This is a genomic window from Celeribacter sp., from assembly GCF_048270365.1.
GTDB lineage: Bacteria > Pseudomonadota > Alphaproteobacteria > Rhodobacterales > Rhodobacteraceae > Celeribacter.
In genome coordinates this window covers 1-23,557 of the sequence record NZ_JBLWTA010000032.1, presented here as the reverse complement: position 1 = coordinate 23,557, position 23,557 = coordinate 1, and the positions used below count along the sequence as shown (strand labels likewise).

General features: G+C 60.8%; 23 protein-coding genes, 1 pseudogene and 1 riboswitch. Of the genes and pseudogenes, 8 read left to right on the top strand and 16 right to left on the bottom strand.

Going from position 1 to position 23,557, the window contains the following annotated elements; genetic code table 11:
* Nucleotides 1-531: 531 nt before the first annotated feature.
* Nucleotides 532-945, bottom strand: coding sequence for a DUF6220 domain-containing protein (locus ACN0X0_RS20805; protein WP_417280785.1), 414 nt, complete (start codon nt 943-945; stop codon nt 532-534).
* The gene (locus tag ACN0X0_RS20800; RefSeq protein ID WP_417280784.1) at nt 942-1,523 is read right to left on the bottom strand and encodes an NAD(P)H-dependent oxidoreductase; all 582 of its coding nucleotides are present in this window, start codon (nt 1,521-1,523) and stop codon (nt 942-944) included. Before ACN0X0_RS20800 ends, ACN0X0_RS20805 begins: the two co-directional genes overlap by 4 nt.
* A gap of 90 nt (nt 1,524-1,613) precedes the next feature.
* Between ACN0X0_RS20800 and ACN0X0_RS20795 the strand changes: the two genes are divergently transcribed.
* A complete protein-coding gene (locus ACN0X0_RS20795; RefSeq protein WP_417280783.1) occupies nt 1,614-2,510 on the top strand; it encodes a LysR family transcriptional regulator in 897 nt (298 codons plus the stop codon).
* An 86-nt stretch (nt 2,511-2,596) separates the two neighbouring features.
* Here the strand turns inward: ACN0X0_RS20795 and ACN0X0_RS20790 are convergent, their stop codons facing one another.
* Nucleotides 2,597-3,505 carry a LysR family transcriptional regulator gene (locus tag ACN0X0_RS20790; protein WP_417280782.1) on the bottom strand — a complete coding sequence of 303 codons (909 nt, stop codon included), beginning with the start codon at nt 3,503-3,505 and terminating at the stop codon, nt 2,597-2,599.
* Between the two features lie 377 nt (nt 3,506-3,882).
* On the opposite strand from ACN0X0_RS20790, the gene ACN0X0_RS20785 reads away from it, so the two are divergent.
* From ACN0X0_RS20785 to ACN0X0_RS20770, 4 genes are all read left to right on the top strand, one after another.
* Nucleotides 3,883-4,071 carry a hypothetical protein gene (locus tag ACN0X0_RS20785; RefSeq protein ID WP_417280781.1) on the top strand — a complete coding sequence of 63 codons (189 nt, stop codon included), beginning with the start codon at nt 3,883-3,885 and terminating at the stop codon, nt 4,069-4,071.
* 28 nt (nt 4,072-4,099) lie between these two features.
* Nucleotides 4,100-4,429, top strand: coding sequence for a nuclear transport factor 2 family protein (locus tag ACN0X0_RS20780; RefSeq protein WP_417280780.1), 330 nt, complete (start codon nt 4,100-4,102; stop codon nt 4,427-4,429).
* Entirely contained in the window at nt 4,426-5,205 is a 780-nt protein-coding gene (locus ACN0X0_RS20775) for an SDR family oxidoreductase (protein WP_417280779.1), read from the top strand. The genes ACN0X0_RS20780 and ACN0X0_RS20775 overlap by 4 nt, the downstream gene beginning before the upstream one ends.
* A 518-nt stretch (nt 5,206-5,723) precedes the next feature.
* The gene (locus tag ACN0X0_RS20770; protein ID WP_417280778.1) at nt 5,724-7,304 is read left to right on the top strand and encodes a hypothetical protein; all 1,581 of its coding nucleotides are present in this window, start codon (nt 5,724-5,726) and stop codon (nt 7,302-7,304) included.
* A 385-nt stretch (nt 7,305-7,689) separates the two neighbouring features.
* Here ACN0X0_RS20770 and ACN0X0_RS20765 read toward each other — a convergent pair whose 3' ends face one another.
* From ACN0X0_RS20765 to aztA, 9 genes and pseudogenes are all read right to left on the bottom strand, one after another.
* A complete protein-coding gene (locus tag ACN0X0_RS20765; RefSeq protein ID WP_417280777.1) occupies nt 7,690-8,475 on the bottom strand; it encodes an ABC transporter permease in 786 nt (261 codons plus the stop codon).
* Nucleotides 8,472-9,392: an ABC transporter permease gene (locus ACN0X0_RS20760; RefSeq protein ID WP_417280776.1), complete on the bottom strand. Its 921-nt coding sequence runs from the start codon at nt 9,390-9,392 to the stop codon at nt 8,472-8,474. Before ACN0X0_RS20760 ends, ACN0X0_RS20765 begins: the two co-directional genes overlap by 4 nt.
* A gap of 10 nt (nt 9,393-9,402) precedes the next feature.
* The gene (locus ACN0X0_RS20755) at nt 9,403-10,893 is read right to left on the bottom strand and encodes an ABC transporter substrate-binding protein (protein WP_417280775.1); all 1,491 of its coding nucleotides are present in this window, start codon (nt 10,891-10,893) and stop codon (nt 9,403-9,405) included.
* Between the two features lies 1 nt (nt 10,894).
* Nucleotides 10,895-11,728, bottom strand: coding sequence for a (2Fe-2S) ferredoxin domain-containing protein (locus ACN0X0_RS20750; RefSeq protein WP_417280774.1), 834 nt, complete (start codon nt 11,726-11,728; stop codon nt 10,895-10,897).
* Between the two features lie 105 nt (nt 11,729-11,833).
* Nucleotides 11,834-12,045, bottom strand: a riboswitch (cobalamin riboswitch).
* Between the two features lie 51 nt (nt 12,046-12,096).
* Nucleotides 12,097-12,438: pseudogene (locus ACN0X0_RS20745) on the bottom strand (GTP-binding protein); the annotation flags it as partial.
* A gap of 55 nt (nt 12,439-12,493) precedes the next feature.
* Complete coding sequence (locus ACN0X0_RS20740) at nt 12,494-13,150, bottom strand: ZinT family metal-binding protein (RefSeq protein ID WP_417280786.1); 657 nt, start codon at nt 13,148-13,150, stop codon at nt 12,494-12,496.
* Nucleotides 13,151-14,390: 1,240 nt separating this feature from the next.
* A complete protein-coding gene (gene aztC / locus ACN0X0_RS20735; protein ID WP_417280773.1) occupies nt 14,391-15,326 on the bottom strand; it encodes a zinc ABC transporter substrate-binding protein AztC in 936 nt (311 codons plus the stop codon).
* Nucleotides 15,327-15,343: 17 nt separating this feature from the next.
* Nucleotides 15,344-16,222: a zinc ABC transporter permease AztB gene (gene aztB / locus ACN0X0_RS20730; RefSeq protein ID WP_417280772.1), complete on the bottom strand. Its 879-nt coding sequence runs from the start codon at nt 16,220-16,222 to the stop codon at nt 15,344-15,346.
* Complete coding sequence (gene aztA / locus ACN0X0_RS20725; RefSeq protein ID WP_417280771.1) at nt 16,219-16,992, bottom strand: zinc ABC transporter ATP-binding protein AztA; 774 nt, start codon at nt 16,990-16,992, stop codon at nt 16,219-16,221. Before aztA ends, aztB begins: the two co-directional genes overlap by 4 nt.
* A 116-nt stretch (nt 16,993-17,108) precedes the next feature.
* Here aztA and ACN0X0_RS20720 point away from each other — a divergent pair, with 116 nt between their 5' ends.
* On the top strand, nt 17,109-17,348 hold the full coding sequence (locus tag ACN0X0_RS20720; protein WP_417280770.1) for a hypothetical protein: 240 nt from the start codon (nt 17,109-17,111) through the stop codon (nt 17,346-17,348).
* A gap of 200 nt (nt 17,349-17,548) precedes the next feature.
* Here the strand turns inward: ACN0X0_RS20720 and ACN0X0_RS20715 are convergent, their stop codons facing one another.
* The gene (locus ACN0X0_RS20715; RefSeq protein ID WP_417280769.1) at nt 17,549-18,295 is read right to left on the bottom strand and encodes an SDR family oxidoreductase; all 747 of its coding nucleotides are present in this window, start codon (nt 18,293-18,295) and stop codon (nt 17,549-17,551) included.
* A gap of 109 nt (nt 18,296-18,404) precedes the next feature.
* Between ACN0X0_RS20715 and ACN0X0_RS20710 the strand changes: the two genes are divergently transcribed.
* Nucleotides 18,405-18,677, top strand: coding sequence for a winged helix-turn-helix transcriptional regulator (locus tag ACN0X0_RS20710; RefSeq protein ID WP_417280768.1), 273 nt, complete (start codon nt 18,405-18,407; stop codon nt 18,675-18,677).
* Between the two features lie 426 nt (nt 18,678-19,103).
* Nucleotides 19,104-19,976, top strand: a complete 873-nt coding sequence (locus tag ACN0X0_RS20705; RefSeq protein WP_417280767.1) for a DUF4238 domain-containing protein — start codon at nt 19,104-19,106, stop codon at nt 19,974-19,976.
* A gap of 15 nt (nt 19,977-19,991) precedes the next feature.
* On the opposite strand, the gene ACN0X0_RS20700 is transcribed toward ACN0X0_RS20705, so the two are convergent.
* The 3 genes from ACN0X0_RS20700 to ACN0X0_RS20690 all read right to left on the bottom strand — a co-directional run bounded on the left by ACN0X0_RS20700 (nt 19,992) and on the right by ACN0X0_RS20690 (nt 23,393).
* Complete coding sequence (locus ACN0X0_RS20700; protein ID WP_417280766.1) at nt 19,992-20,936, bottom strand: hypothetical protein; 945 nt, start codon at nt 20,934-20,936, stop codon at nt 19,992-19,994.
* 127 nt (nt 20,937-21,063) lie between these two features.
* Nucleotides 21,064-22,419, bottom strand: coding sequence for a hypothetical protein (locus tag ACN0X0_RS20695; RefSeq protein WP_417280765.1), 1,356 nt, complete (start codon nt 22,417-22,419; stop codon nt 21,064-21,066).
* Nucleotides 22,420-22,754: 335 nt separating this feature from the next.
* A complete protein-coding gene (locus tag ACN0X0_RS20690) occupies nt 22,755-23,393 on the bottom strand; it encodes a GIY-YIG nuclease family protein (protein WP_417280764.1) in 639 nt (212 codons plus the stop codon).
* Between the last annotated feature and the right edge of the window lie 164 nt (nt 23,394-23,557).

The window sequence follows — 23,557 nt, the reverse complement described above, 5'->3', positions numbered from 1 at the left end:
GGGTTGCCAGCGTGCCTGCCAAGAACCGAGAACGATCCTCTCAACTACGTTTACACCCAGCTGCCCCTGCCGTTGCGTTGTCAAGCTCATATGTAGTTCCGATCGTTTGCCTTTCAGTGACCCTATTCCGGCGTTACTCGAATGTCAGCAATGCCGAACTGGGGCTAACCACCGAAGAACATGTCCAATGTCCGCAAAGGGCCGAAACCCACTGCGAACTCGCTCTGCGTGAACGTCCGCTTCCATGATTTTTCGGACGGAACCTGACAGTCAGCAGTCGGCCCCATTCTTGTCGTTCGTTCCGACCGCAGCGATAGCTTGCTTCCTGCCTTTCTGGACTTTGGTTCGGCTCCCAACGAAAGCCTGCTACGAGTCCACTATGCCGAATGCTGCATCGATCACGACCGACCGTGAAGTACCAGTGGGGCAAGTCACGGGGCCGGGTGCTGTTATCGACATGGATGTGCGTGAGGAGCCGCTCTGTAGCTCGCTCCGCCCCTTCGCCATGTACTTGAGGCTGCTCTTCCGGGCTTAATCAGCGATGCGGTGTCTGCCCCTGCGCCGTTCGACCTTGAAAAGGAAGATGAGCGATGCTGTAAGCAGAAGCGCGGCGTTCAAGGGATGAAAGGCAAGTGCTGCCGGCCCGGAGGCGGCGAGAGCGACCTGTCCAAGGTACAGGACCAGGACGACTACAGCCCACCAGGCGAACCCGCGCAGTCGTGGCACGAGTACCGCATACCCGACAAGCGCCGTGACAGGCAGCAGGACAAGACCGCCAACGCTGGCGTGTGTTTCCCACCCGATCCCGCCGAACAAAGCCTGTCCCGCAAGCAAGAACTGCAGTCCAAGCATGCCCGGCAGACTACGTGCCGCGAAGATGAAGAGCGCCGGCGTCCCAGCCGAAAGATCGGTGAAGGTGTCGTGGTCGTGACCGGTCATCGTCATACCGCCTCTTGTCCAGACGCGGACGAAGTGGCCGCGATGAAAGTTTCGATCGCACGTGCGTAGCCCTCGGCGGCCTCTACCAAGCCGGCCTCGTCCAGCTTGTCCGCGCTGAAAACGACGTAGGGCTCGTGCCAGGGCAGACCGCAGCGGTGCGCGGTGGCCCTCAGAGGAGTGAAGATCTCTTCGATCGTGAAGCGGTTTGCCCCGCACGGACCATAAGCCCCGGAAATATTTCCTGCCGTCGCCGCGATCATCAGTGGCGTGCCAGCCAATCGGTCGCCCTCGACTTCGGAAAACAGGTAGAACATCCGTGTCAGAACGCTGTCCTCCCACGACTTGAGAAGCGCGGGAGTCGAATACCATTGCATCGGGAATTGCAGGACGATCCGGTCAGCCGAGAGAAGGCGCTGCGCCTCGGCTCCAGCATCGGTGAACATGTCGATGACCCCATCCGGGTAGAGGCTCTGGACGTCGACGACCTCGACGCCGGAGAGCTTGGTGGCGCGGTCGCGCAGCGCTCGGTTCGCAGACGACTTCGCAATGTCTCGGTGGAACAAGAGGATGACAGTGCGGGACATTTTTGCCTCCTTGAGCTGGCGTTGAACCCAAGGTGGCACCCCATGACAAATTACTCCAAAAGATATGCGGTATAGTCCATTATCTGTTTCATGAATTTAAGATCCGTCGACCTCAACCTGCTCGTGATCCTCGATGCTCTTTTGGACGAAGCGCATGTCAGCCGCGCTGCGCACCGGTTGAACCTCTCACAGCCGGCCGTTTCAAGTGCGCTCCAACGCTGTCGCGCTTTGTTCAACGACCCGCTTCTTGAGCGGGGGCGGGGCGAGATGAAACTGACTCCCAAGGCCGAGAGGTTGCGCGGACCGATCCGTGACATCCTGGTGCAGGTGGAACAGTTGCTCGATCCGCACATACCCAGACTTTCAGACTTGGTGCAGGTCGTGCGGATCAGTGCCGCCGATGCTCCGACGGCTCTTCTAGCGCGCCCCCTGCTCGAAAAGCTCGACCAAACCGCGCCCGGTATCTCGGTTGTTTTCAAGCCTTGGCTGGGGCCGGATGCACTCGAGCGGGAGCTTACGACCGGAGATACCGAGCTTGGCGTCGCGCTCTTCGCCAAACGGGTAGACAATATCGAAACGGAGATGTTGCTGGAGACCAGCTACGTCGTTGCAATGCGCCGAGGGCACCCTGTTGCAGAAAGTTTCGATCTCTATGGCTGGTTGGCGTGGCCGCATGTTGTCGTGTCGGGGCGAGGCGAACGGTACACGCCCCTTGACGAGAGCCTCCGTGCGATGGGCCTGTCCCGTCAGATCGGTCTTGTGGTCCCGTCCTTTCAACTTGTCCCGGATATAGTCTCGTCGACCAATTTGCTTGCCATGTTGCCTCGCAAGTCGTTTGAGGAACAGCGCAATGACAACCTCATCGGGGTCCCTCCGCCGCTCGAGGTCGAGGGCTTTCCTCTTCATCTCGCGTGGCACCGAAGGAATGCGAATGACCCTGGGATAAGCTATGTCGCAGATCTTATCCGGATGATCCTTGGCGAGTAATTCTTGAATACCTTCGGTGTCCCTGGTCGCGCGTCAGCCCCATCTTCGCCATCAGGCACCGCGACCGTCGGACGGGACGCTGCCCATTAGCGTCCCCGCGCTGACCGGGCGAGTTCTCGCGCCAGGTCGATGAACACCTTGAACGCTGCCGGCGGGTTGCGGCGGCTCGGATAGTAAAGGCAGAGGGGGGCGAGCGGTGGCGTCCATTCCTCCAGCACTCGCCTCAAGCGTCCGGCCTCGATATCTGCCTGCACGTCCGATTCCATGAAATAGCCAACTCCGACCGACTCCAGCACGGCGATGCGCGCCAGGCTTGCCTCGTCGAGCGTGATCGGTCCGTCGACATCCACCTGCACCGGCTCGCCTTCAGCCTCGAACCGCCAGCGGAACATGCCGCCGTTCGGTAGCCGCGTGCGGATGCAGGCATGTGCCAATAGGTCGGAGGGTACCTGCGGCGGCTCACGTCCATCGAAGTAGGCTGGCGTGGCGACCACCGCATAACGGCGCGGCGGCCCGATCGGGATCGCGATCATGTCGCTGGGCACCAGCGGCTGGCTGCGCACGCCGAAATCGAACCCGTTGGCCACGATGTCGATCAGATTGCCCTCGGTGACAACGTCGACCCGAACCTTCGGGAACCGTCTGAGGAACTCCAGGACCAGCGGCGACAGGATCTCGCGGGCGGCGGTCGCAAAGGTGTTGATGCGCAGCGCGCCCGACGGTGTTTCCTGCTGCGAACGTACCGTGTCGAGCGCCTGGTGAATATCGCGCAAGGCCGGGCTGACCTGGTCGACGAACCTGCGCCCTGCGTCGGTCAGCGAGACGCTGCGGGTGGTGCGGTTGAACAGACGTACGCCGAGATGCTCCTCCAGCTTGGCAATCGCATTGCTGAGCGCGCTGGTCGACATGCCAAGATCGAGCGCTGCGGCGCGAAACGAACCCCGGCGGCTGATTGCAAGAACCGCGTCGAAATCTGTCAGTTTGTAAATGGACATTGTCCCGATTATCGAAACTTCACATCCCATTTTGTCCCGGTTATCTGCACGACGTCAACGCCATAGATTTGCAGTCAGCAGCAACGGAGCGGAAAAATGTATTCCTGCAAGATCTTCGTTAGCGCTGAGCAGGCCGCCCAAGCCTACTGCATCCTTGATGCGCTCATCGCCAAACAGCTCGTGTTCGGCGGCCCGTCGTTGGCGTCCCGGCGAAGTTCGTTTGGAACTTCAAGGGCATCGACGTGCCCGAGAGGATGCGCAAGCCCAAGCTTCTGATGCTGGAACAGGACCACAACGACATCGCCACCTACACCTGCAAAGACCTGAAGGACGAGCAGATCGAGGTGGCCTAGGCGGCCTCGCTGGAAGAGGTCCCCATGATCTCCTTCCCGCCGATTGAAACCAACCACTCGCTGCGTTTGCTGCGGGATGTCTCGTTCGAGGGAAAGGGCGCGATGGCCGCGCCCGGGCCGATGGACACGGTGGCGACCATGACCTTCGAGCAGACCCGGCAGATCCCTGCACGGACCAAAAGTTCGACCGGCGAGATAGGCACCAGCGCGTGACCAACAACATCAAGACAGGAGAAAGATCATGAGTATCGACCTTCCCGAGGTGATCGCAGCCTACTTCAAGGCTGACAAGAAGGGCAACGCCCAGGCGATGTCGGAGTGCTTCACGCCGGACGCGGTGGTTGTCGATGAAGGCAACACCTACACGGGCCGTGACGCGATCCGGCAGTGGATGGCGAATGCCTCGACCAAATACACGTATACTGTCGAGCCCTACGTTCAGGCAAAGGAGGGCGGGCGCACCGTCGTCACCAGCCACCTCGTGGGCAACTTCCCCGGCAGCCCGGTGGACCTGCGCTACTTCTTCGTCCTGAAGGACGGCATGATCGCTGAACTGGAGATCGTCCCATGATCCCATTTGTGACGCTCGAGGGCAAACGCGCGCTCATCACCTCCGGCACGCGCGGTGCCGGAGCGGCCACGGTGCAGCTCTTCGAAGAGTTGGGCGCACAGGTGTTGACTACGGCCCGGACAAAGCCGCCAAGGATGCCAGAGGCGCAGTTCGTCGCGGCCGATCTGACGGGTGCGGACGGTTGCGCACAGGTGGTCGAGGCGGTGCGCGACAGACTCGGCGGCGTCGACGTCTTGGTGCACATGCTGGGCGGCTCCTCGGCTCCGGCGGGTGGCTACCGAGCCCTTGATGACATCGAGTGGCAGAAAGAGATCGACCTGAACCTGATGCCGGCTGTCAGGCTCGACCGCGCGCTGCTGCCAGAGATGGAGGCAAGGGGCTCCGGTGTTGTGATCCACGTCACCTCGATCCAGAGCCAACTGCCGCTGCCCGAGGCGACGACAGCCTATGCCGCCGCGAAGGCAGCGCTCTCGACTTATAGCAAGAGCCTGTCGAAGCAGGTATCGCCAAAGGGCGTGCGCGTGGCGCGGGTCTCTCCTGGCTGGATCGAAACGGAATCCTCAGTGGAACTGGCAAGGCGCCTTGCAGCGGAGCACCAAGTCGAAGTTGAACAAGGCAGGCAGATGATCATGGACTCGCTGGGTGGTGTACCTATCGGACGACCATCAAAGCCGGAGGAGATCGCAAATCTGATCGCCTTCATCGCCTCAGATCGTGCTGGCACAATCACAGGCACCGAGTACGTGATCGACGGTGGTACCGTGCCGACAGCGTAGTCGTTCATGCGGCTCGAGGGTTCGTCGACCTCCCATGATGATGAACTGAGCCCGTGAGTGTGGTTGATGCTGTCCCCAACCTCTATCCCGCGTTGCGCAGCTTAGGTGGCGTTCGACGGGGCGTGTATCCGCGTCGGAGTTGACACCTGGTACAGGTTGCCCGCAATAGTTTGACAGTCTCGAGATTTGCGCCCGGCGGGGGAAACCCCGACCGGGCTTTTTCGTGACCGGCGGCCTGTGACTGGTGACCGGTCGGCGGGCGCGTTTAGGGACCGTACCAGGGCCAAACACAATACGGGCGGACTTAGTGTTTGGGTTCGCCAGTCTGACGGCAAAAACAAAGCCGCAACAAACGCAACAATGAGGGCGCAACACCAGGCGTTGCTCTCAACATCACCGCAACATCGCAGATCCCGTGTGAGGGCAACGGCCATCCAGCCGGCAGCCTGCAACCGGATTTTGTCAAAGCCGCCCGGTGATCCGAGGCGGCTTTTTCGTGGGAAAAAGGAACTGATGACATGTCGAGCGAACGCGAAATCCTGATCAAACTGAATGACATCCTCTCCAAAATTGCGAGCACGCTGTACGCGGTCGGGGCCTCGAAAATGCTGACGCTCGATCGCGCGACGCTGGCGGATGCAGCGCAGGTGTATTTCCGCGAGAACGGCGAGGAGCGGTTCCGCGTGGGAATGTCCTGTGGGGAAAATGACTTCTCGATCCAGTACAGCCCGGACGGCACGCCGTTCTCCTATGATGACCGGCTGCGCATCGACAGCGAGACGGGGGAGGTGACGGTCAAGGGGCTCAACCTTGACGGGGCCAGATTCGCCAACCCCCGCCTGACCGGCCAGGCACGCTTTGCCGACGGCAGCGCCTCCGCGCCGGCAATCGCCCGGGAGGGAGACACCAACACGGGCTTCTTCTTCCCCGGCGGGGATGTCGTGGCCGGCGGGGCCGGGGGCGAGGAAGTGTTCCGGTTCAGTCCGCTGGGGTTTGCCATCGGAGGCAATGTCTCAAGTGCCTACAAGCTGGTCGTTGGTGGGCATGTTCTTGCCGGCGACGGTGAGGATCATACGCCCGATGGCTCGTGGACCGGTCAGGTCACCATCAACGGCAACGGGTTCAAGGCGGGCCTTGCTGCGGATGGGGCTGGACTGTGGGTTGGAACGAACAGTGCCTCGCGCGATGTGATCATGGCCGTGAATGAGACGGAGGTGGCCCGGTTCACGCCGACCGGTCTGGCGGTTGGCGGCTCATCCGCGAACTATCCGGTTGATGTCCACGGGGACATCCGTGCGCGTGAGGCGTTCAAGGTGGGCACCGGCGCAGGGACGGCCTACGGCAATGACAATTTGATCCGGCCTGCTTCGCCGTCTGCGTTCCTCAATATCAAGGGCGGCTCGGGGCGCGCGAAGGTTCTTCTGGGAAATGACGACGTCAATATCTCGGGTGGCACGGGATCCGTTGTCTTTCGGTATGGTGCCGGGGCCAGCGATGGTGGTGTCGAGGCTATGCGTGTCGATAGTTCCGGGCGGGTTGGGATCGGAACCTCATCCCCAGACCACGACTTCGACGTGAAGGGTACGTTCGGTGTTTCCGGCGCTGCGACCCTGGGCGGGAACATCGCATTCCTGTCTGATGATGCCCGGCTTTATCCGACCAGTTCGGATGGGACAGACAGTGCGCGTGTGGCGCTGCTGGGGGGCGGCGGGTTCACCTCGTCGCGCGGTGCCTACATGTATGTCTGCGGCAATGAGCACGCCTCGACGCCGGGACGCGCTGTCATGGTCGCGGGTGAGGGGGCCGGTGCAGACGTCAGCGGGACGCGGATCTCGCTGATCGCGAGCGACAACACGGTGTTTTACAACGGCGGTACGGAGGCTGCCCGGATCGCCTCCGGTGGTCAGTTCCTCATTGGTGCCACCTCCGGCGCCTCGAAGCTGGTCGTCAACGACGACAGTGTGCAGGTGACCAGCCCGAAAACCCCGGCAAGTGCCACCGACACCGACGAGACCGGCCAGATCGCCAGGGATGACGAGCACATCTATGTCTGCACCGCGCCCGACACCTGGAAGCGCTCCACGCTTACGACCTGGTGAGGAGGACGCGCCGGCCATCATCAAAAGACGTGAAAGGATCAAGCGGAAGACACTCGAATATCGGCGCCTGCAACACCGTGAAGTCGCCGTCTAAACATCAGCCCCCGACGAGACCCACGCTCCGCTGATTTACACCACTAGGTGTGTCAAATGTTCTGATGACGGACACCGGAGACACGAGACACGCTGAGCAGACACCGGATGTGACAAGCCTCGAGGTGAAGACGCTGGAGGTGAGACGAAGACGCAGAGCTCCAGCCACGGCGCCGCAGGCGGCGGGCCGGAGTGACGGTAGCATTGCACCCATCTCGATTGCGCAGACAGAGGTAGTCATTGCCCAAAAGCGGGCACTGGATGAAGAGCAGATCAGGTTGAATAGACCGTTCTATCGGGCTTGATGAGGCCGTAAACCGTCGAATGCGATATTAATCAGCGTCGCCATGGCTGCTATCGCCAGGCCCGGCCAGATCATCAGCATCGGATCATCGAAAATGAACATGCGATACTCGAACAGCATGGAACCCCAATCGGGCTTGGAGGGGTCGGCTCCCAGTCCGATGAAGGCGAGCGAAGCGTAGTTGACAACTGATTGGCCCGCATTGCTGCCAATGTGAGTGAACATGATCGGCAAGGTGTTGGGCAGAATGTGTTTCGCCATCAGACGTGGGGTGCCAGCACCGAGCGCACGCGCCGCGTGCACATAGGGCAGGCCCAGAGTTCGGCGTGTCAGGGAATTGGCGAGCAGGGCGTAAGGTCCGATCCCTGCGAGACCGAGCGCCAACCCCGCGGTCAGCGGCGACAGTCCGAAGATCGCGGCAGCCGTGAGCGCCCAGATCAAAGTCGGCACCACAATGAACAACTCGCAGAAGCGCAAAAGCGCCTGTTCGGTTTTGCCCCCGAGGATGGCGGCCATTGTGCCGAGGATCGAGCCGCCGAGAAAACCAACTGTTCCAACGGCGAGCACGACGAGCGCCGTGCGCCAGCCGGCGACCAGCATACGTGCAGCAACATCACGGCCAAGGTTGTCGGTGCCGAGCAGGTGTTCGGCCGATGGGCTTTGGTGACGAGACAGGATGTTGACCGCATCGGGGTCCTGCGGCTGCCAGACCCCTCCCGCCAGCAACAGGAGGGTGAGCACGAAAAGGAGCGTGAGAACGATGGTGCGTCTCATGCCGAACGCGAGTCCAGTCGCCGCATGGCCAGTTCCACCGCAGCGTTCATGGCCAACATCCAGACGGCGACGGTCATGATGTAGGCAAGCAGCACTGAATAATCGCGTGCGCCGATGGACTGTACAAGAAACTGGCTGATACCCGGCAACCCGAACAGCACTTCCAGCGTTGCCGTTGTGCCAATCGCCCAGCCTGCCTCGGAGCGAACCGCCGATAGCATTGCATAGAGCGCACTGCGATGGCAGTGATGCCACAATGCCTGCCGATGAGTCAGTCCCTTGGCGAGTGCGGTGCGGAAGTAGGGCTGCCCGGTCTGTTCAAGCATGTCGCGCCGGTAGATGCGCGCGAACAGGCCGATCGAATGCATCGCGATGAGGACGATGGCAAGCGCATAGATCGATGGTCCGCCAGAGAACGGTCGTATGAGCTGAAGCTTGACGCCGAGCACCCAGATCAGGAGCAGTCCGAGCCAGAAGGCCGGCACCGCCTGCACACCGATCGCGAGGCCACGGCTGAAACGGTCAGCGATGCCCCGTGGCCGCATCGCTGCGGCGAGGCCCAGCGGCACCGCAAGCACGCCCGCGAGCGCAAGGCCGGAAATGCCGAGTGTGAGCGACAGGGGTAGGCGTTGCATGAACTCGCCAAAGATGGCCTCCCCCGTGCGGAACGAGCGTCCCCAGTCGCCGGCGACGAATCCCGACAACCAGCTGAAATAGCGCTGCGCCAGCGGCTGATCGAGACCCCATTCGGCACGCATCGCTGCGACCGTCGCAGGATCGGCGGGCAGGTTCCACGCACGGATGGCGATCTCGACAGGGTCGGCCGGCATCAGCGCGACAACGAGGAAGGCCAGCACGGAGACCGCCAGCAAGCTGGCGGCCGCACGCAGGCCCAATCTCAGCGTATACTCCAACACGCTAGTTCTTTCAGCGCACCTCGCCCATCTTCGGTCGGATCACGTGATAGTCTGAACCCCACGGCTCGTAATTCGCGAGGCGTCGCGAGAGGCCGACATGCCAGCTCGGCGACACGAGGAATGTTACCGGAGCATCCTTGAAGAGCTGCTCCTGCGCCTCCAGGGCAATCTCCATGCGCTCTTCCGACGTTCCGGCCTTGGAAAACTCGGCAATGATCGCATCGAACGCGTCGCTCTTGTAGCGCGCATGATTGAGCGGGCCATCGCTCTTCAGCATGGAGTTAAAGAAATAGGCGGGGTCTCCGGCGGGCGCGGTATGCTGCGCCCAGAGCGCTATGTCGAAATCGCCGCCGGCAGCATACTCGCCGATATTCTCAACCACCCTGGTGTCGGAAGCAATGCCGACGCGGGCGAGGGCCGCCTTCACCACCGGCATCATGGTGACCAGGTCAGGCCGCTGCGGATAGGTGACGATCAGTATGGAGAGCTTATGGCCATCCTTTTCGCGGACGCCGTCACTACCGGGCTCCCAACCGGCTTCGTCCAAAAGCGCCTTCGCCTTGTCGAGGTCCGTGTTGCGGGGCTCCTTCGCTGCAAAAGGGAAATATGGCGCAAAAGCGCCTGTGGCTGGAGTGCCGGCGTTGATCGCCGCGACGAGTTCCTGGCGGTCGATGGCGTGATCGATCGCCTGCCTGACTTTCACGTCCGATACGGCTGGTCGCTCATTGTTGATGAAGCCGAAATACTGGTAGCCCACCGGGAAGGATTTGATTGCGACACCCGGATTGGCTTTCAACCGTGAGAGGCCTTCGGCCGGCAAGCCAAAGGCAATATCGAGCTCGCCAGCCTCGAAGGCCAGTGCCATCGTCTGCGCATCGCCAAACCGGCGCAGATTGATCGGCGAACGGTCTTCCGCGCCGGGGAAACTGGTATTGGGCTTCAGTGCCAGGTTTTGGTCGACGTTGAACTCCTCGACCGCATAGGGGCCGGTGAACAGGAACGAGCCGTCCTCCTTTGTGGTGTAGGCCATAAGCGGCCATTCGGCGAAGAGTGCTGCAATCAACGGCACCGGCCTCTCCGTGGTCAGCGCAAGCGTGAGATCGTCCTGCGCCTCGAAACTGATCATGCCACCGGTGGATTTGGCCGCCGGCAGTTTGGAGAAGGTGTGATCGAACCCCTTTTTCAGGGCGGCCGCCGTGACAGGTGAGCCATCGGAGAAGAAGCGGCCGGGCGCAAGGCTAACGGTCCAGGTCAAGTCTCCGGTCCGCTCTGCCGTTGCAGCCAGTTCAGGCACCAGATTGCCGTCCTTGTCGACCATAAACAGCTTTTCGCCAATACCGTGGCTGACCAGCGCCCAGCTTGATGACCCTTTGGTCGGATCAAGAGCAGCTGTGATGAACGTTGCGCCGGCCTGGATTGCTTCTTGTGCTATTGCCGGCACAGTGAAAACGCACGTGGAAACGGCCAACGCGGCAAGCGTGGCTCGGGTGATGTGTCTCATGTCAGTCCTCTGTTGAATCTGGCTGAATCTTGCTGCGCAGGCGCTGCTTGCGTCCGGTCGGTTGATAGGCGAAGTCGTCGACGATGCGTCCTCCGAGCAGATGTTCCTCGACGATACGGTCGATCGCAGTCTCGGTAACACCGCCGTAATAGGTACACTCGGGAAACACTTGGACCACTGGTGCAAGTGCGCAGGGGCCCAAGCACGTCGATTTTGCGGTCATCGTGCCGCAGCCGGTCACACGCAGTTTGCGGCGCTGTTGCACGTTGCGCAGATGTGCCCAGATTGCATCCGCGCCGGCGGCGTTGCAGGCTCCGCCCTCGCAGACGAGGACGCGGTGCTTCTGCGCTGGCACCAACGATGCCTCAGGCTTTGCGCCGTCGGGAACAATGACGGGGGCGATTGCAGCATCTGCGATCATGGCGGAAAGCAACGCTTCGAAGTGCATACTCTGGGCGATATCGCGGGTGACCCGTATCGGTGGCCAGCCGTCAGGAGTTTCTGCCTGCCAACGCTTCAGCGAGCGTGTCATCCAGTTCATGAAGCTCGGTTCCATCGGAAGCACCAGCGGAACGACCAGAATGGACGCAAATCCGCGCCCGCGCAGGTTCAGAAGCGCATCGCGTAGCGATGGTTGTCCTTGCTCGGAAAAACATGAGATGGCCTGTGCCACATTGGGAAGACGTGCGGCTATGGACGCAAGTCGCTGCATCTCGGCATGAGGCGCGGCAGCGAATGCAGACTTTGCGACCAGCAGGACAGCCTCGCCGAGAACGGCAGGCCCGTTTCCTTCGTTGTGCCGGTTTGCATCCGTTGACGTTGAAGTCTGCTCCAATCAAAAATCCCCGCTGCCATGCAGACGGGGACCTGGAGACGTGGCGCGAGTTCAGTTCATGCAGACCGAACACAGCGTACGCGCTCCCATGGCAATCCCCGACCACGGAACTCTATGTTGTCAGGCAGGTCTCCTGGCTCGCGGGTCGTTGCTGCTTTGCGTGTCTTCCCGGCTCAAATGCCAGTGACATTGACGGCAAAGCGGCTCGCCGCTCACAGTTGCGGGTCAGCTCCGGCATTCCTCGAAAGGTCACCGGATTCCCTCTTAGCTCCCTGTCGGAAATTCCGACAGGGAGAACCTTGACGGCGCGACAGTCTCGAATTGTGTTTCACTTGTCAATCTCGCTTGAAATGTTCTTTCGGATCGGCTTAGGAAGCAACGGCATTGCGTTCCCAAGCCGGGAGCGGATCGGCTAGATCACGCCAGCGGCCGGGCATGAAGTCTGTTTCCGGAACGAGGCCAGCGTCCAGCTCGGCGCGGACTTTCCGCTCATCCATCGGATCACAACCGATGAAGACGATCTCCTGGCGCCGATCGCCCCACACGGGATCGAGATAGGGCCTCATGGCTGCCTTCCATTCCGGATAATCCGGCCATTGATGCTTGCGGACAGATGCCCACCACAGGCCATGCTTTTCTGTGCGGATGAGCGCTCCGGTCTGACTGATTTCACCGACATAATCCGGGCGGGTCGCCAGCCAGAAGAACCTCTTGGCGCGCCCGGCTGGAAGCCGGGCGCGAGGTTGTTGGAAGAAGCGTCCCCAATCAGTGCGCGATCATCTCGTGAACGATCTCGTCGGCCTTGAGCGAGGACGGATAGTAGGTCGGCCAGTTTGTCAGCTCCTCCAGCAGGGCCGCACGGTCGTCACCCCAGTAGAGGTGATAGTGGTCGGTGACCTCGGGCGCGATCTTGTGATCGCTGAACTGGATGAACGCAGGTGCGGCCTCGTCGCCTTTCATCTTCTTGAAGATGAAGCGGACGCCGCGGTTGCCCTTCTTGTAGGTGAGGATCTCGTAGCCGTCATAGGCGTAGTGGCCCTCGACCGGCTGGCCGTCACGGTAGAAGGTGACGATGTCGCCCTTGATCGTGATCCGCTCGACGTCGGTCTTGTAACCGACATCGTAATAGGCCTTCCATTCGTCGGCGGTCTTGTCTCCGCTTTCGGCCTTGTGCGTCCAGACAGGATCGAGCGTCCCGTCCTTCAGGTGCGGATAGACCGACTGCCAGTCGCCCGCGTAGTCCGAGAGGGGGCGATCCTTGATCTGGCTGTCCTCGAAATAGCCTTTGTAGACCTTCTCGTCACCGTGATCGTGTGCGTGCTCCTTGCCATGATTGTGTCCGTCACCATGACTGTGGTCGTGGCTTTTCTCGCCCTCATGGTTCTTGCCGCTCCCGCCTGCAACAGTGATGTTGTATGGCATGCCCTCGACCTCGATGGTTCCGGATTCCTGCAGGGTGTCCTTCGCAATCCGTCGAACCAGTCCGGCCTTCGGATCGCTCATGACGATCTCGTCGCCAGCCATGGCCAGCCGCGGGCGCGGGTCGTTCCAGTGGCCGTCCATCGAGTAGGACTCGGTCACCTTTTCGCTCTTGGCCACCGCGCCGTCGAGGATGTCCAGTTGATGCAGCGTGCCGTCTTCGGTGAGCACATAGCCAAAGCGGGCATTGGCCGGATCGAGCGCGAAGTCGATACGTCGGAACGGAAGCTTTATGTAGCGGAAGTGTGGTTCGTCGGCGGGGTCAACCACCACAAGGCCATTGGCACCGTAGTTCCCTAGGAAGACCTGCATGCTCTTGGCACCGAGCAGTGTTCCGGTCTTCTGGCCGGCCGGCAGGTCGTTTGAATATTTCAGCATCTTGAAGGTCGGTGCATCGCTTCCGGCGGTGACCGTCAGCACGCCTTCATCGCATCCAGCCGCGAGGAAGGCGCCGGAAAACGCCTCACCATGAATTCCGGAGCAGGTGGCAACCTCGCCGACCGGCGTTCCGTCTTCCTGGACCGTCTGCATGCCAACCCGCTTAGGTAAGGCGTCGCCTTCAACCGGTACGTCGGAAGCGACCGTCGTGACCCAGTGCTTGCCGATCGGTGCCGCAAAGCCGTGATGTGCACGGGCTTGCGGCAAGCGAGTGGACTCGATCTCGCCGTGCGAGAGTTCGTGAGCGTCGACAATCTCGTTGTACCCGCCGCGGTCGAAATTGATCACCACCTTGCCGTCGTGGTCGATGATGTGGAACGGGCGCGGACCTGTCAGGGTTGCCTCGACCGCCTTGGGGTCCTCAATGTCGATGTCTGAATGATCGCCGTGCGCGTGCAGCGAGATGCCGCTGTCGATGAAGTTCACGACGTCGTGGTCGGACTGGACCGCTACAATGGCTGCGCCTTCGTCAACGCTGTAGAGCTTGACCTGGCCGGTGGTCTCGAACGACCAGCGCTTGTCTGGTTCGCCGAGATCGAATGCCGTAATCTTGCCCTCGACATGGTCGCCGACGAAAACACGGTAGAGCGTGATGTCTTCATCCGCCAAAGCTACGGGACCGGCGAGGCCCACGGAAAGGGCAAGGGCAGATGCCCCCAGGATAAACCGTCTCATTCATCTCTCCTTTTGATGATATGATATTACATTACATGAGAGGGCGGATTTGACCCCACCTCATGGAAGTTCAGCCGCCCTTGATGGCGGTGGCGAGTGTCCGAACGTTGTGACGCATCATGTCGAGATAACTGGCTGCCGGGCCATCCGGCGGCGACAGCGCGTCGGAATAGAGCGTTCCTCCGAGCGTCAGTCCGGCTTCGGACGCGATCTGCTCCACCAGTCGCGCATCGGCGATGTTCTCGTCAAAGACGGCAGACGCGCGCTTCTCCCTGATCTCGCGGATGAGCGAGGCAACATCCGCGGCCGATGCCTCTGACTCGGTCGAGACACCTTGCGGAGCGAGGAAGAGAACATCGTAGTCGCGCTCGAAGTAGCGGAAGGCATTGTGCGCGACCACCGCGACGCGGCGGTCCTCCGGAATGTCCTCGATCGTCTTCCGGATGTCACGGTCAAGGTCGGCCAGCTGCGCCTCGTAGGAGCGGGCGTTCGTACGATAGATGTCACAGCCTTCCGTATCCGCCTTGCAGAACTCGGCCACGATGTTGCGCACGTACACCCGGGCGTTGGCCACGGACTGCCATGCGTGCGGGTCGTTCGGGGTGGCATGGAACACGGCCTCGCCGTTGATATAGTGATAGTGTCCCCCGTTCGGGTCGTTCAGGATGTCCGCTCCGTCGGTCAGAACCGCCACCGTGGCGGTCGTGCCGCTCGCTTCGACCAACCTCTCCATGAAGCCCTCGAGAAGAAGTCCGTTGGTCAGGATCACGTCGGCGCGCGCCAGCGCCATCGCGTCGGCGGGCTTGGGTGCGTAGACATGGGCATCGCTGTTCCCGCCGACCAGCGTCCGCAATTCGATCCTGTCCCCGCCGACGGTCCTGGCGAAGTCGCCGATGATCGAAAAGGTGGCGACGACGCCAAGTTTCCCGTCTTCGGCTGAGGCCGATGGCGCGAGTGAAACCGAGGCGAGGCCAATTGCCCAGATGAGGGTTTTGAAACAGTTCAAATGAAGGCTCCCGGTTGTCAGGCGGTTCGATGGGCGGTGCGGGGAAGGCGCGACAGCAGCACCCCGCGTGGGGCCAGCAGCACCGACGCGAAATAGACGGCTCCGGCGGACAGGATGATCGCGGGCCCCGAGGGCAAGGAGGCGTGATAGGACAGCAGGAGGCCGGATACGGAGGCCAGAAGTCCGATGCCGATCGCCACCAGACACATCGCCGCGACACGGTTGACCCAGAACCGCGCGGCCGCGGCTGGCAGGATCATGAGGCCAACCGAGAGCAGCGTGCCCAGGGCCTGGAACCCGGCCACGAGGTTCACAACGACCAGTCCGAGAAACACGAAATGCACCGGGGGCCCGAGCTTCGAGACAGACCGCAGGAACATCGGATCGAGGCATTCCGCGACCAGGGCGCGCCAGAACACCAACAGCGCGACCAGTGTCAGGCTCGAAGACAGCGCGATCAGAAGCAGCGCGTCATTGTTCAGGGCAAGCACCGTGCCGAACAGCACATGCATGAGATCGACGCTCGAGCCGCGCAGTGAAACCATCAGGACACCGAACGACAGGGAAATCAGGTAGAAGGCTGCCATCGACGCATCCTCCTTCTGGATCGTCAGTCGCGCGACCGCGCCGGCCGACAGAGCCACGACCATGCCTGCGATCAGTCCGCCGACTGTCATCGGCACGATCTGCAGGCCGTAGAGGAGGAAACCGGCTGCCGCGCCAGGCAGGATGGCGTGCGCCATCGCATCGCCCGTCAGGCTCATGCGCCTCAGCATCAGGAACACCCCCACCGGGCATGCGCTGAGCGAAAGCATGACAGCGCCAAGCAGCGCGCGTCGCATGAACACGAACTCGGTGAAAGGGGCGAAGAGCCAGTCGACAGGCATGGCGCTCATGCCGCACCGCGCCGCCCGTCACGGAGATCGTGGTTGCGGCCCGGTGCACACCACGGCGCATCCTCGTCCCAAGCTTCATGGAACTGGCGAGCGCGAAGAAGGTTTTCGGTGGACAGGGCGTCGCACGCGCCTCCCCAGGCCACGGGGCGGCGGGCGAGCAGAATGGCCTCGGGAAAGTGCTGCCTCACAAGGTCAAGGTCGTGGACAACGACCATCACGGTGCGTTCCTCACCGTGCCAGCGCTTGATGAGTTTGATCAGGTCGGTGACCGTCCTGGCATCAATGGCGTTGAACGGCTCGTCGAGCAGGATGAGGTTCGCATCCTGCACCAGGACCCGTGCGAACAACGCGCGCTGCAATTGCCCGCCGGACAGGGTGTCGATCGGCCGATTGCCAAAACCTCCCAGTCCCACGGCGGAGAGCGCGTCAATCAGGCTTTTGCGATCCTCGGCACGATGCCGGGCGAACATGCCGCGCCGTGGCCACAGACCGAGCGAGACAAGATCGATCACGCGTGCGGGGAAGGACCGGTCCAATTCCGACTGTTGCGGCAGGTAGGCGATGCTGACCCCTGATGCGAGGGAGCAGGATCCCGCCATCGGCTGGAGGACGCCGGCGATGCCCTTCATGAGGGTCGACTTGCCAGACCCGTTGGCCCCTACGACGGCCGTCAGTGAGCCCTTTCGCACCGATCCGTCGAGATGGTGGATGGCCGGGTGGCTGTTGTAGCCGAGCGTCAGATCGCGGAATGTCAGGCATGTTTCCGGCATGGCTTAAGCGTGATTCCACCGTCGAATGACACACATACTTGAGTGTTTGGTTATGTAATGTTATCACGTTTAGCATCCACTCACCCGCGAGGCAACGGCCCTTGGAGAATGCTCCGATGGTTCAGATCTACGACCTCACGGAAAACCAGGCGCTGGCCCTCAATGCCCTGACGAGTGCAGATGGACCGGCAAGCGCCTATTCGCTTCTGGACAGGTTGCGCGAACACGGGATTATCGCCTTCGCCATTTGCGACTGTTGCGGTCAAGTGGATGAGTTCTCGGACATGGTGATCGCAAAGCGCCTGACGGGCTGGGCGCGCGAGCATTCCTTCAAGCTCGCGAAGACCACGATCTAACTCCGCGGCACATGCGCGAACTGCATGCCGTAACAGTGGCGATCATCGACAAGTCGAGCATAGCCGATCAACTCTGAGTATTTGCTGGACGCCACGGTCCACGATGTGGCCAAAGGGGCGGCTTTCGAAGGCCGCACCCTCAACACACAGAGCGCAATCCGTGAGGGAATGCCCCTGCGCCTGCGCTCCAGAAAAGCCCATCAACTGTTGATTATCTCAAACGCGGCTGCATGGCGACCTTCGGCCTCGGCCTTTCGCTGGAACGCGACGCGGCTCACGAGGATCTCGTCCGGAATATCTTCAAGGGACAAGATATCCATGACTTCGGCCGTGAAGTCTTCCAAGGGCATGGCCGCGGCCTGTTGCGACTGGTCCGGAGTCAGATCGGTTGCGACAAGCGGCGGGGCGATCTCATGCACCGTCACGGAGGTGTCGCGCAGCTGATGCCTGAGCGACTGGGTCCAGGAATGGATGGCGGCTTTCGTGGCAGAGTAGACCGGGTTGGCCGCCTTGGGCACGAAGGCCAGTCCCGACGATACCGTGACCAGCGCCGCTGTGGGTCGGGTCTGCATGTGAGGCAGAAAGGCCGCGGCTAGGTGGAGCGGCGCCGTCAGGTTGGTGGCGATCGTACGCTCGGCCACGTCAAGATCGACGGGATCGACCGTGTAGTCCTCGCTCTCCATGATACCGGCGTTGAGAATGAGCGTGTCGAGCTCGGGATGGTCGGCCATGACCGTTGACGGGAAGGCGGCGAGTGCGTCGCGATCCATCACGTCCAGGACATAGCCGGCCATGCCTGGGTTCTCGTCCAGCGTGGCCTGCAGGCTGCCATGTTTGCGGCCAGTGATGATGATGCGATTGCCCTTGGCCTGAAGGTTCCGGGCAAGGGCCCGACCAATACCGGAATTGCCACCGGTGATCAGGATCGTGCGATTTGTCAGAGTCACTTATTCTTGCCCTTCTGAAAGCAACTGGCCCTTACATGTCTGTCGCTCTACAAAGTGGAAAGTAGGCACCCAAAAGATTTATACTTACAAAAGAGAGAGTATGAGGTCGATGATAGACCATTCTCTGCGCAAAGAACTTCAGGATATTGGCCCGGCCGACCCCACCATGGATCGTCTTGTCGAAGAGGTCATCGGCAGGGTCGCCGACAAATGGACGATGCTGTTGATTGAAATCCTCACGGAGCGGGAGTGCTGCCGTTTCGGAGAGCTTTCACGAGCCTGCACGGGGACCAGCCAGAAGATGCTGACGCAGACGCTGCGCGCAATGGAGGGCGACGACTTCGTGACCCGAACAGTCTATCCGGTCGTGCCCCGAAGGTAGAATATCGGCTGACAGCCCTGGGCCTTGGTCTGAGCAAGGCATTCTGCGGCGTCTGGCTTTGGGCAGAAGCGAACTTTGATAAAGTCGAATGCGCGCGGCGTGACTACGCGGCGAGGAACGCTGACGACGGGTGACCCAATTGGGGCTCGAACCAGGCGCGCGGCAATGCAGTGACCAGCCACCACGCCAAGCAACCTTGACCCTTTCGGCCCAAAGCTGCCGTCAGGCGATTCCTGGATGAATGGCCGCTATGCGCTTCCATTGTCGCCGTTCAACGCTCGACGCAATTTTTCAAAAAGCGGACATTCGCCAGTCGCAGGTAGACGAAGGCTAAGCGATGAGGACACCATCTACTGCAAATAGATCCGTTTACATGGGATAATAACATGCAGCCGGACTTCTGCAGGGAAGCGAGGGCCAATTTGCATGACGACTCCGAAGTTCGAGAAGCAAAACCATCACTACGTCCCCCAGCATTGGCAACGCATGTTTAGAGACAACGGCAACCAGTTGTATGGTCGCACAAAAAGCAACGTCCGCATCGTATCGACCAAAAAGACGATGCAGATCGATTGGCTCTACACGATATTTGACGATCAATGGCGGCCATCGGATGCACTGGAAGATGCCTTCTCGGTGGACGAAAGATTCGACGACCAGTTGCTCAAGCGCCTGGATGCGCCGGGCTACGTCCCAACGGCGGACGACGAAGCCCAATTGTGCGCCCTCCTTGGATCACAGGCCAGCCGGCATCCTGATGTGCTTCAGCGAGGGCGTACCCTGAGCCGGGAATTCGGTGTGATTCTCGCAAGCGCCCATGACCACACGCTCCATTCGTTTCAGGATCTGTGTGTTCAACACGGAATCTCCCCCTCAGAGGCTCAAGATTGTTACCTCACCCTGAAAACCCGCACCAAAGAGCAACTGGCTGCGGAGCTGGCCAATATGTTGCAGCTCTCGCCTCAGTCTCCGCAGCTCCCGGTGCAGGATGCGATCAGGGCGGCTCCGCACATCGAGGCGGCTATCGCCGGCATGCAGCTGTGCCTTATCGACGCCCTTTTGCCATTGGCGTTCGTCCTGGGCGACACCCCGATACCCCAGTCCGATCTCGGACTTGGATTCTCGGTGCCGTTGTCCAAGTCGCTTGCGGTTATCGCTACCCCGGCCGGAATCACAAAATCGCCGATGACCCGCCGGATGGCGACGCAACAAGAGGTGGACGCGATCAACCGAACGCAGTTCGACAATGCGCTCGACACAGTGGTCGGCCCTTCGGCCGTGCTGCTCAGAAGCCTTTAAGCTGGCGCTTACGCCTCATGTCGTCGGAGCGGAGAAGCCCATGCGCCGCGTCGTCACCTTCTCCTTGCTGCTCAGCACCTCGATAACGGCATTGTTCGGGGAGTTCACAAACACGTCCGCGAAAACCGGCCGGAATTTGTCATGGGTAAATTCGAGCGAGGGCAGGGTGAGGTCGGCCAGTGTTCCGGCGAGATAGTCGGGGAGCCGGATCAGCTCGCTATATTCCTTCACCCCGTCCATCAGTGGCAAGCCAAACTCAAAACGGGGCCGATCGGGCACGTCACCCGCCATGCTGCGAAGCAGTTGGAAATAGATGTAAGCCAGATCAAATGTGAGATGGTCGTGCCGGTCGAACATGGCGTCGCGGTCGCTGATCCAGCGAACGAAGCCGGGGGCCTTTTGCGCGTCGAGATGTTTGAAAAGCATCGCGGCGAAGGTCGCGCAGAGATGAATCTGTCGAGCGAGGCCCGAGTTGCGGTTTCGCCGTCTCATATCCCGCTCGAACGCAGCGAGACGCTTGTCGACGGACTGGTAGTACGGGACGGTTTCGGGGGAGCCCCGCGTGAACAGGCCAATCAGCTCGCGAAGATCTGGCAGTGAGGCGATGATGTTGTCGTCGGTGACGTAGTCACGCAGAAGCTTGGATTGCCGCTCCACGATGTAGCTGACGCTGAAGGCCACCGGCGACCGCAAATACGAGATGAGCCCGGGCGAAGCGGACCTTGAGCCCTTTATGTCGCTGAGCGCTACCGCTGCGATGTATTCGGCAATGTTCGCCGGCGTGTCGTGATTCAACACGATCACGAAAGAGAAGACATCATTCGCCTTGTTCGGATCCCCGATGCAGTAGTCGGAAATGGCATACCACGCCGCGCCCGCAGGGTAGGGCCGGAACCACTTTTCCATGTCCGCCCCAATGGTGCGGTAACTCGTGTCGAGCAGCCTCAAAACGTCATACATGTGCTGAATCTATCCGAGGCGCAGAGTATATGCGACCGGCTTGCGACGGCTGCAGTAGTGGCAGGGATCGAAAGGCAGACGGCCCTTGCTTCGCAAGCCCGACCAGTTCCGCTGCGGGCCACCCGAGCTACCCGGCGTCAGCCTCTTCCGGCTTCAATGTCCAGACTACGTGGGTCTTATTGCCGACTTCTGCGAGAATTTCCGCAACATCGACAGGGAAGTGATGATGCGTCACTGAGGACATGGGAGGGAAATCGGGGGTGTAGCTTGTGACCTGCCCGGCCTCATCGCAGAAATGGTGAGCTGCGCCGGGAAACATCTCCATCGGCAGCGGAATCTCGGCGTTCGGGTTGTGATAAACGTTGAGGCCTTCGATCCAATCCTCTTCGTAGCCGGCGGAATTGACGATCACCCGGAAGATCTTCGCCATTGCCGCATTCGGATTGTGATCCGTCATGCGGCCCTCGCGCACCAGCAAGACCCGGTCGGAGCCGAATTTTCCCAGGATGCCCATGCGATTGAATTTCGCGATCGTGCCGGCATTGCTGGAAATGACCGCGCTCACATGCTCCGATTCCGGCAATCGGAAGAAACCGGATTCGATCGGCCTCTTGTCTCTCCACTGGTGGGTTTGAATCCGCTCGGCGGCAATGACGAGCTTGCCCTCCGCATTGAGCGTCGCGGTGTGCTCATAGCCGAAAAGATAGCGCTCCAACGCCGATTGTGTGTGGACCATCGACATCGGCGCTGAGAAGTCCGCAATCGCTAGGACGAATGGCTTTCCGGTGACGTGCGGCTGCGTCCAGTATTTCTTCTGCAGCTTGCTGTAGAGCGCGCTGCCGAACTTGATCGGCATATACTCCTTCAAATAGGCCTCCCGATCGGCTGGGGTCTCCCGTGGGGGCGGGGGGACGATTCTGCCATTCGAGGTGGTGGGGCCTACGGTCACCGCCTCGATGTAGAGCTCGCCCAAGACACTCGAACAGCAGAAGTCGGGGACCTTATTGTCGCGGTCGAGGGTGTAATTCGCCTCGATCAGCATCGCGAAGAGATAGAGCTCCCAGATCCGCTGGTCGAAACCCGTGGTCTGAAACTGCTCAACGAAGTTTCCGTCGGCATCTTCATACCACCGCATCATCGGCTCGATGATAGCACGTGCCGGCGAATAGCCCTCATTGGTCGTCAGCTGAACAAAGGCGGGATTTAGCCGCGCCTCGTCATGGATGTGGGTGAAGAAATCGACCGGCGCGCCTTTCTCGTCGCCTTGGTGATGCTCCACGGCCTGCGCTTTTGCTGCCTTCCTCATTGCATAATAGAGCAACCTGCGCGCTGCAGCCGGGGTGTCACGAAAGCCGGTTACGCCCACACCGCGAAAGCGCAGCTTGCCATCTCTGGCGAGCACGATACCGCCGAAGTCTTGGTCCGTAACGTCCATCGTCGATATGCCGAGAACATCGCCTCCTTCGGCTTCGAAGTAGTTCAACTACCTCAAGGTAGAGCAACGTCATGGGGTGACGGGCATAGCCTCCAAGTGCGTTGAACCGCGTCAGGGAGATCGGCGATAGCTTCAGAGCTTTCATGTGATCATTCTCGCAAAGTGCACCCGTTGCGAACAAGAAATTGTATACAACACCTCAAGAACAGATGGACAGGTCCTCCGACCGGCGCCATGAGGGCGTTTCGCCGATGCCACCGGCGCCCTGGCGCACCGGTCCCGGATCTGCGCGGTGAGGAACTCGAGGAAGCGTCGACCTGCTCGCTCGCCGGTAGCCCGCACAATGGCGGGTAGGGCAATAGTGCCGGCTGTTGCGAGCTGCTTCACGGCCGCACCCCCAGCATATTCCAATCTGGACGGATGAGGCGGATCAACCCAGATTCCAGTCCCGCCGCGGTGACGACAGGTAACCCGTTCCAAGTCATCTGCTCCGGTGTGGCAATCAACACCCTGACGGACCTTCCCTCAGTAAGCGTCATCATGATGAGCTTTTTGATCCGCGAGCTGGTTCGCTGCCGTTCATGGCCACGACGGTAATGCCCCATGCGCGCATGAAATCCGGTCTGGGTGAGACCGACATAGCGGACCAAGTCGTCAACGATGAAGGCGTACACTCCGGTGTCACGCGGCGCCTTAACGCTGAGCTCAAACTCGCCCGAGTCGAGAGGCAACCACTCGCCCAAAACACGAAAGCCAGCATTCAGAAGCAAGCCGGCCGGCGTCGGCAAAAATGGCTCGGCGTCAATCTCTACTTCGACGGGCGCGCGTTCGATCTCGATGGTGCGGGTCATGCCGCCGGTGATCCCGGCATCCATGAGCACTCTGCGGACATGCTGATATCGGATGTCGAGGATCTCAGCGATCTCAGTCCGGCGATAACCCGCATTCGCCAATGCGCGTATTTTCGCGGACTTTGTTGTGCACCCAAGGATCGCCTCCTCGATTGGAAGTCGGGTGCTCATGCGGCTTTCGCCACCCGACGATCAAGGGCGAGCGTTCCGATCCAGTGCGCCCATGACTTGACGAAATGCAGGAAGGCTTCTTCGGTCTGGTCTGCCCCCAGAAAAGTGGTCCTTCTTGAAGTAGGCTTTCGAGCCAGATGGAGGACGAACGAATGGGACAGAAG

What these genes read in the sequence shown, in the direction of transcription:
- ACN0X0_RS20800 (WP_417280784.1), bottom strand. Translation starts at nt 1,523, where the DNA reads ATGTCCCGCACTGTCATCCTCTTGTTCCACCGAGACATTGCGAAGTCG.
- ACN0X0_RS20775 (WP_417280779.1), top strand. Translation starts at nt 4,426, where the DNA reads ATGATCCCATTTGTGACGCTCGAGGGCAAACGCGCGCTCATCACCTCC.
- ACN0X0_RS20755 (WP_417280775.1), bottom strand. Translation starts at nt 10,893, where the DNA reads ATGAGACACATCACCCGAGCCACGCTTGCCGCGTTGGCCGTTTCCACG.
- aztB (WP_417280772.1), bottom strand. Translation starts at nt 16,222, where the DNA reads ATGAGCGCCATGCCTGTCGACTGGCTCTTCGCCCCTTTCACCGAGTTC.
- ACN0X0_RS20690 (WP_417280764.1), bottom strand. Translation starts at nt 23,393, where the DNA reads ATGAGCACCCGACTTCCAATCGAGGAGGCGATCCTTGGGTGCACAACA.
- ACN0X0_RS20790 (WP_417280782.1), bottom strand. Translation starts at nt 3,505, where the DNA reads ATGTCCATTTACAAACTGACAGATTTCGACGCGGTTCTTGCAATCAGC.
- ACN0X0_RS20720 (WP_417280770.1), top strand. Translation starts at nt 17,109, where the DNA reads ATGGTTCAGATCTACGACCTCACGGAAAACCAGGCGCTGGCCCTCAAT.
- aztA (WP_417280771.1), bottom strand. Translation starts at nt 16,992, where the DNA reads ATGCCGGAAACATGCCTGACATTCCGCGATCTGACGCTCGGCTACAAC.
- ACN0X0_RS20780 (WP_417280780.1), top strand. Translation starts at nt 4,100, where the DNA reads ATGAGTATCGACCTTCCCGAGGTGATCGCAGCCTACTTCAAGGCTGAC.
- ACN0X0_RS20785 (WP_417280781.1), top strand. Translation starts at nt 3,883, where the DNA reads ATGATCTCCTTCCCGCCGATTGAAACCAACCACTCGCTGCGTTTGCTG.
- ACN0X0_RS20765 (WP_417280777.1), bottom strand. Translation starts at nt 8,475, where the DNA reads ATGAGACGCACCATCGTTCTCACGCTCCTTTTCGTGCTCACCCTCCTG.
- ACN0X0_RS20710 (WP_417280768.1), top strand. Translation starts at nt 18,405, where the DNA reads ATGATAGACCATTCTCTGCGCAAAGAACTTCAGGATATTGGCCCGGCC.
- ACN0X0_RS20705 (WP_417280767.1), top strand. Translation starts at nt 19,104, where the DNA reads ATGACGACTCCGAAGTTCGAGAAGCAAAACCATCACTACGTCCCCCAG.
- ACN0X0_RS20740 (WP_417280786.1), bottom strand. Translation starts at nt 13,150, where the DNA reads ATGCCATACAACATCACTGTTGCAGGCGGGAGCGGCAAGAACCATGAG.
- ACN0X0_RS20770 (WP_417280778.1), top strand. Translation starts at nt 5,724, where the DNA reads ATGTCGAGCGAACGCGAAATCCTGATCAAACTGAATGACATCCTCTCC.
- ACN0X0_RS20795 (WP_417280783.1), top strand. Translation starts at nt 1,614, where the DNA reads ATGAATTTAAGATCCGTCGACCTCAACCTGCTCGTGATCCTCGATGCT.
- ACN0X0_RS20805 (WP_417280785.1), bottom strand. Translation starts at nt 945, where the DNA reads ATGACGATGACCGGTCACGACCACGACACCTTCACCGATCTTTCGGCT.
- ACN0X0_RS20700 (WP_417280766.1), bottom strand. Translation starts at nt 20,936, where the DNA reads ATGTATGACGTTTTGAGGCTGCTCGACACGAGTTACCGCACCATTGGG.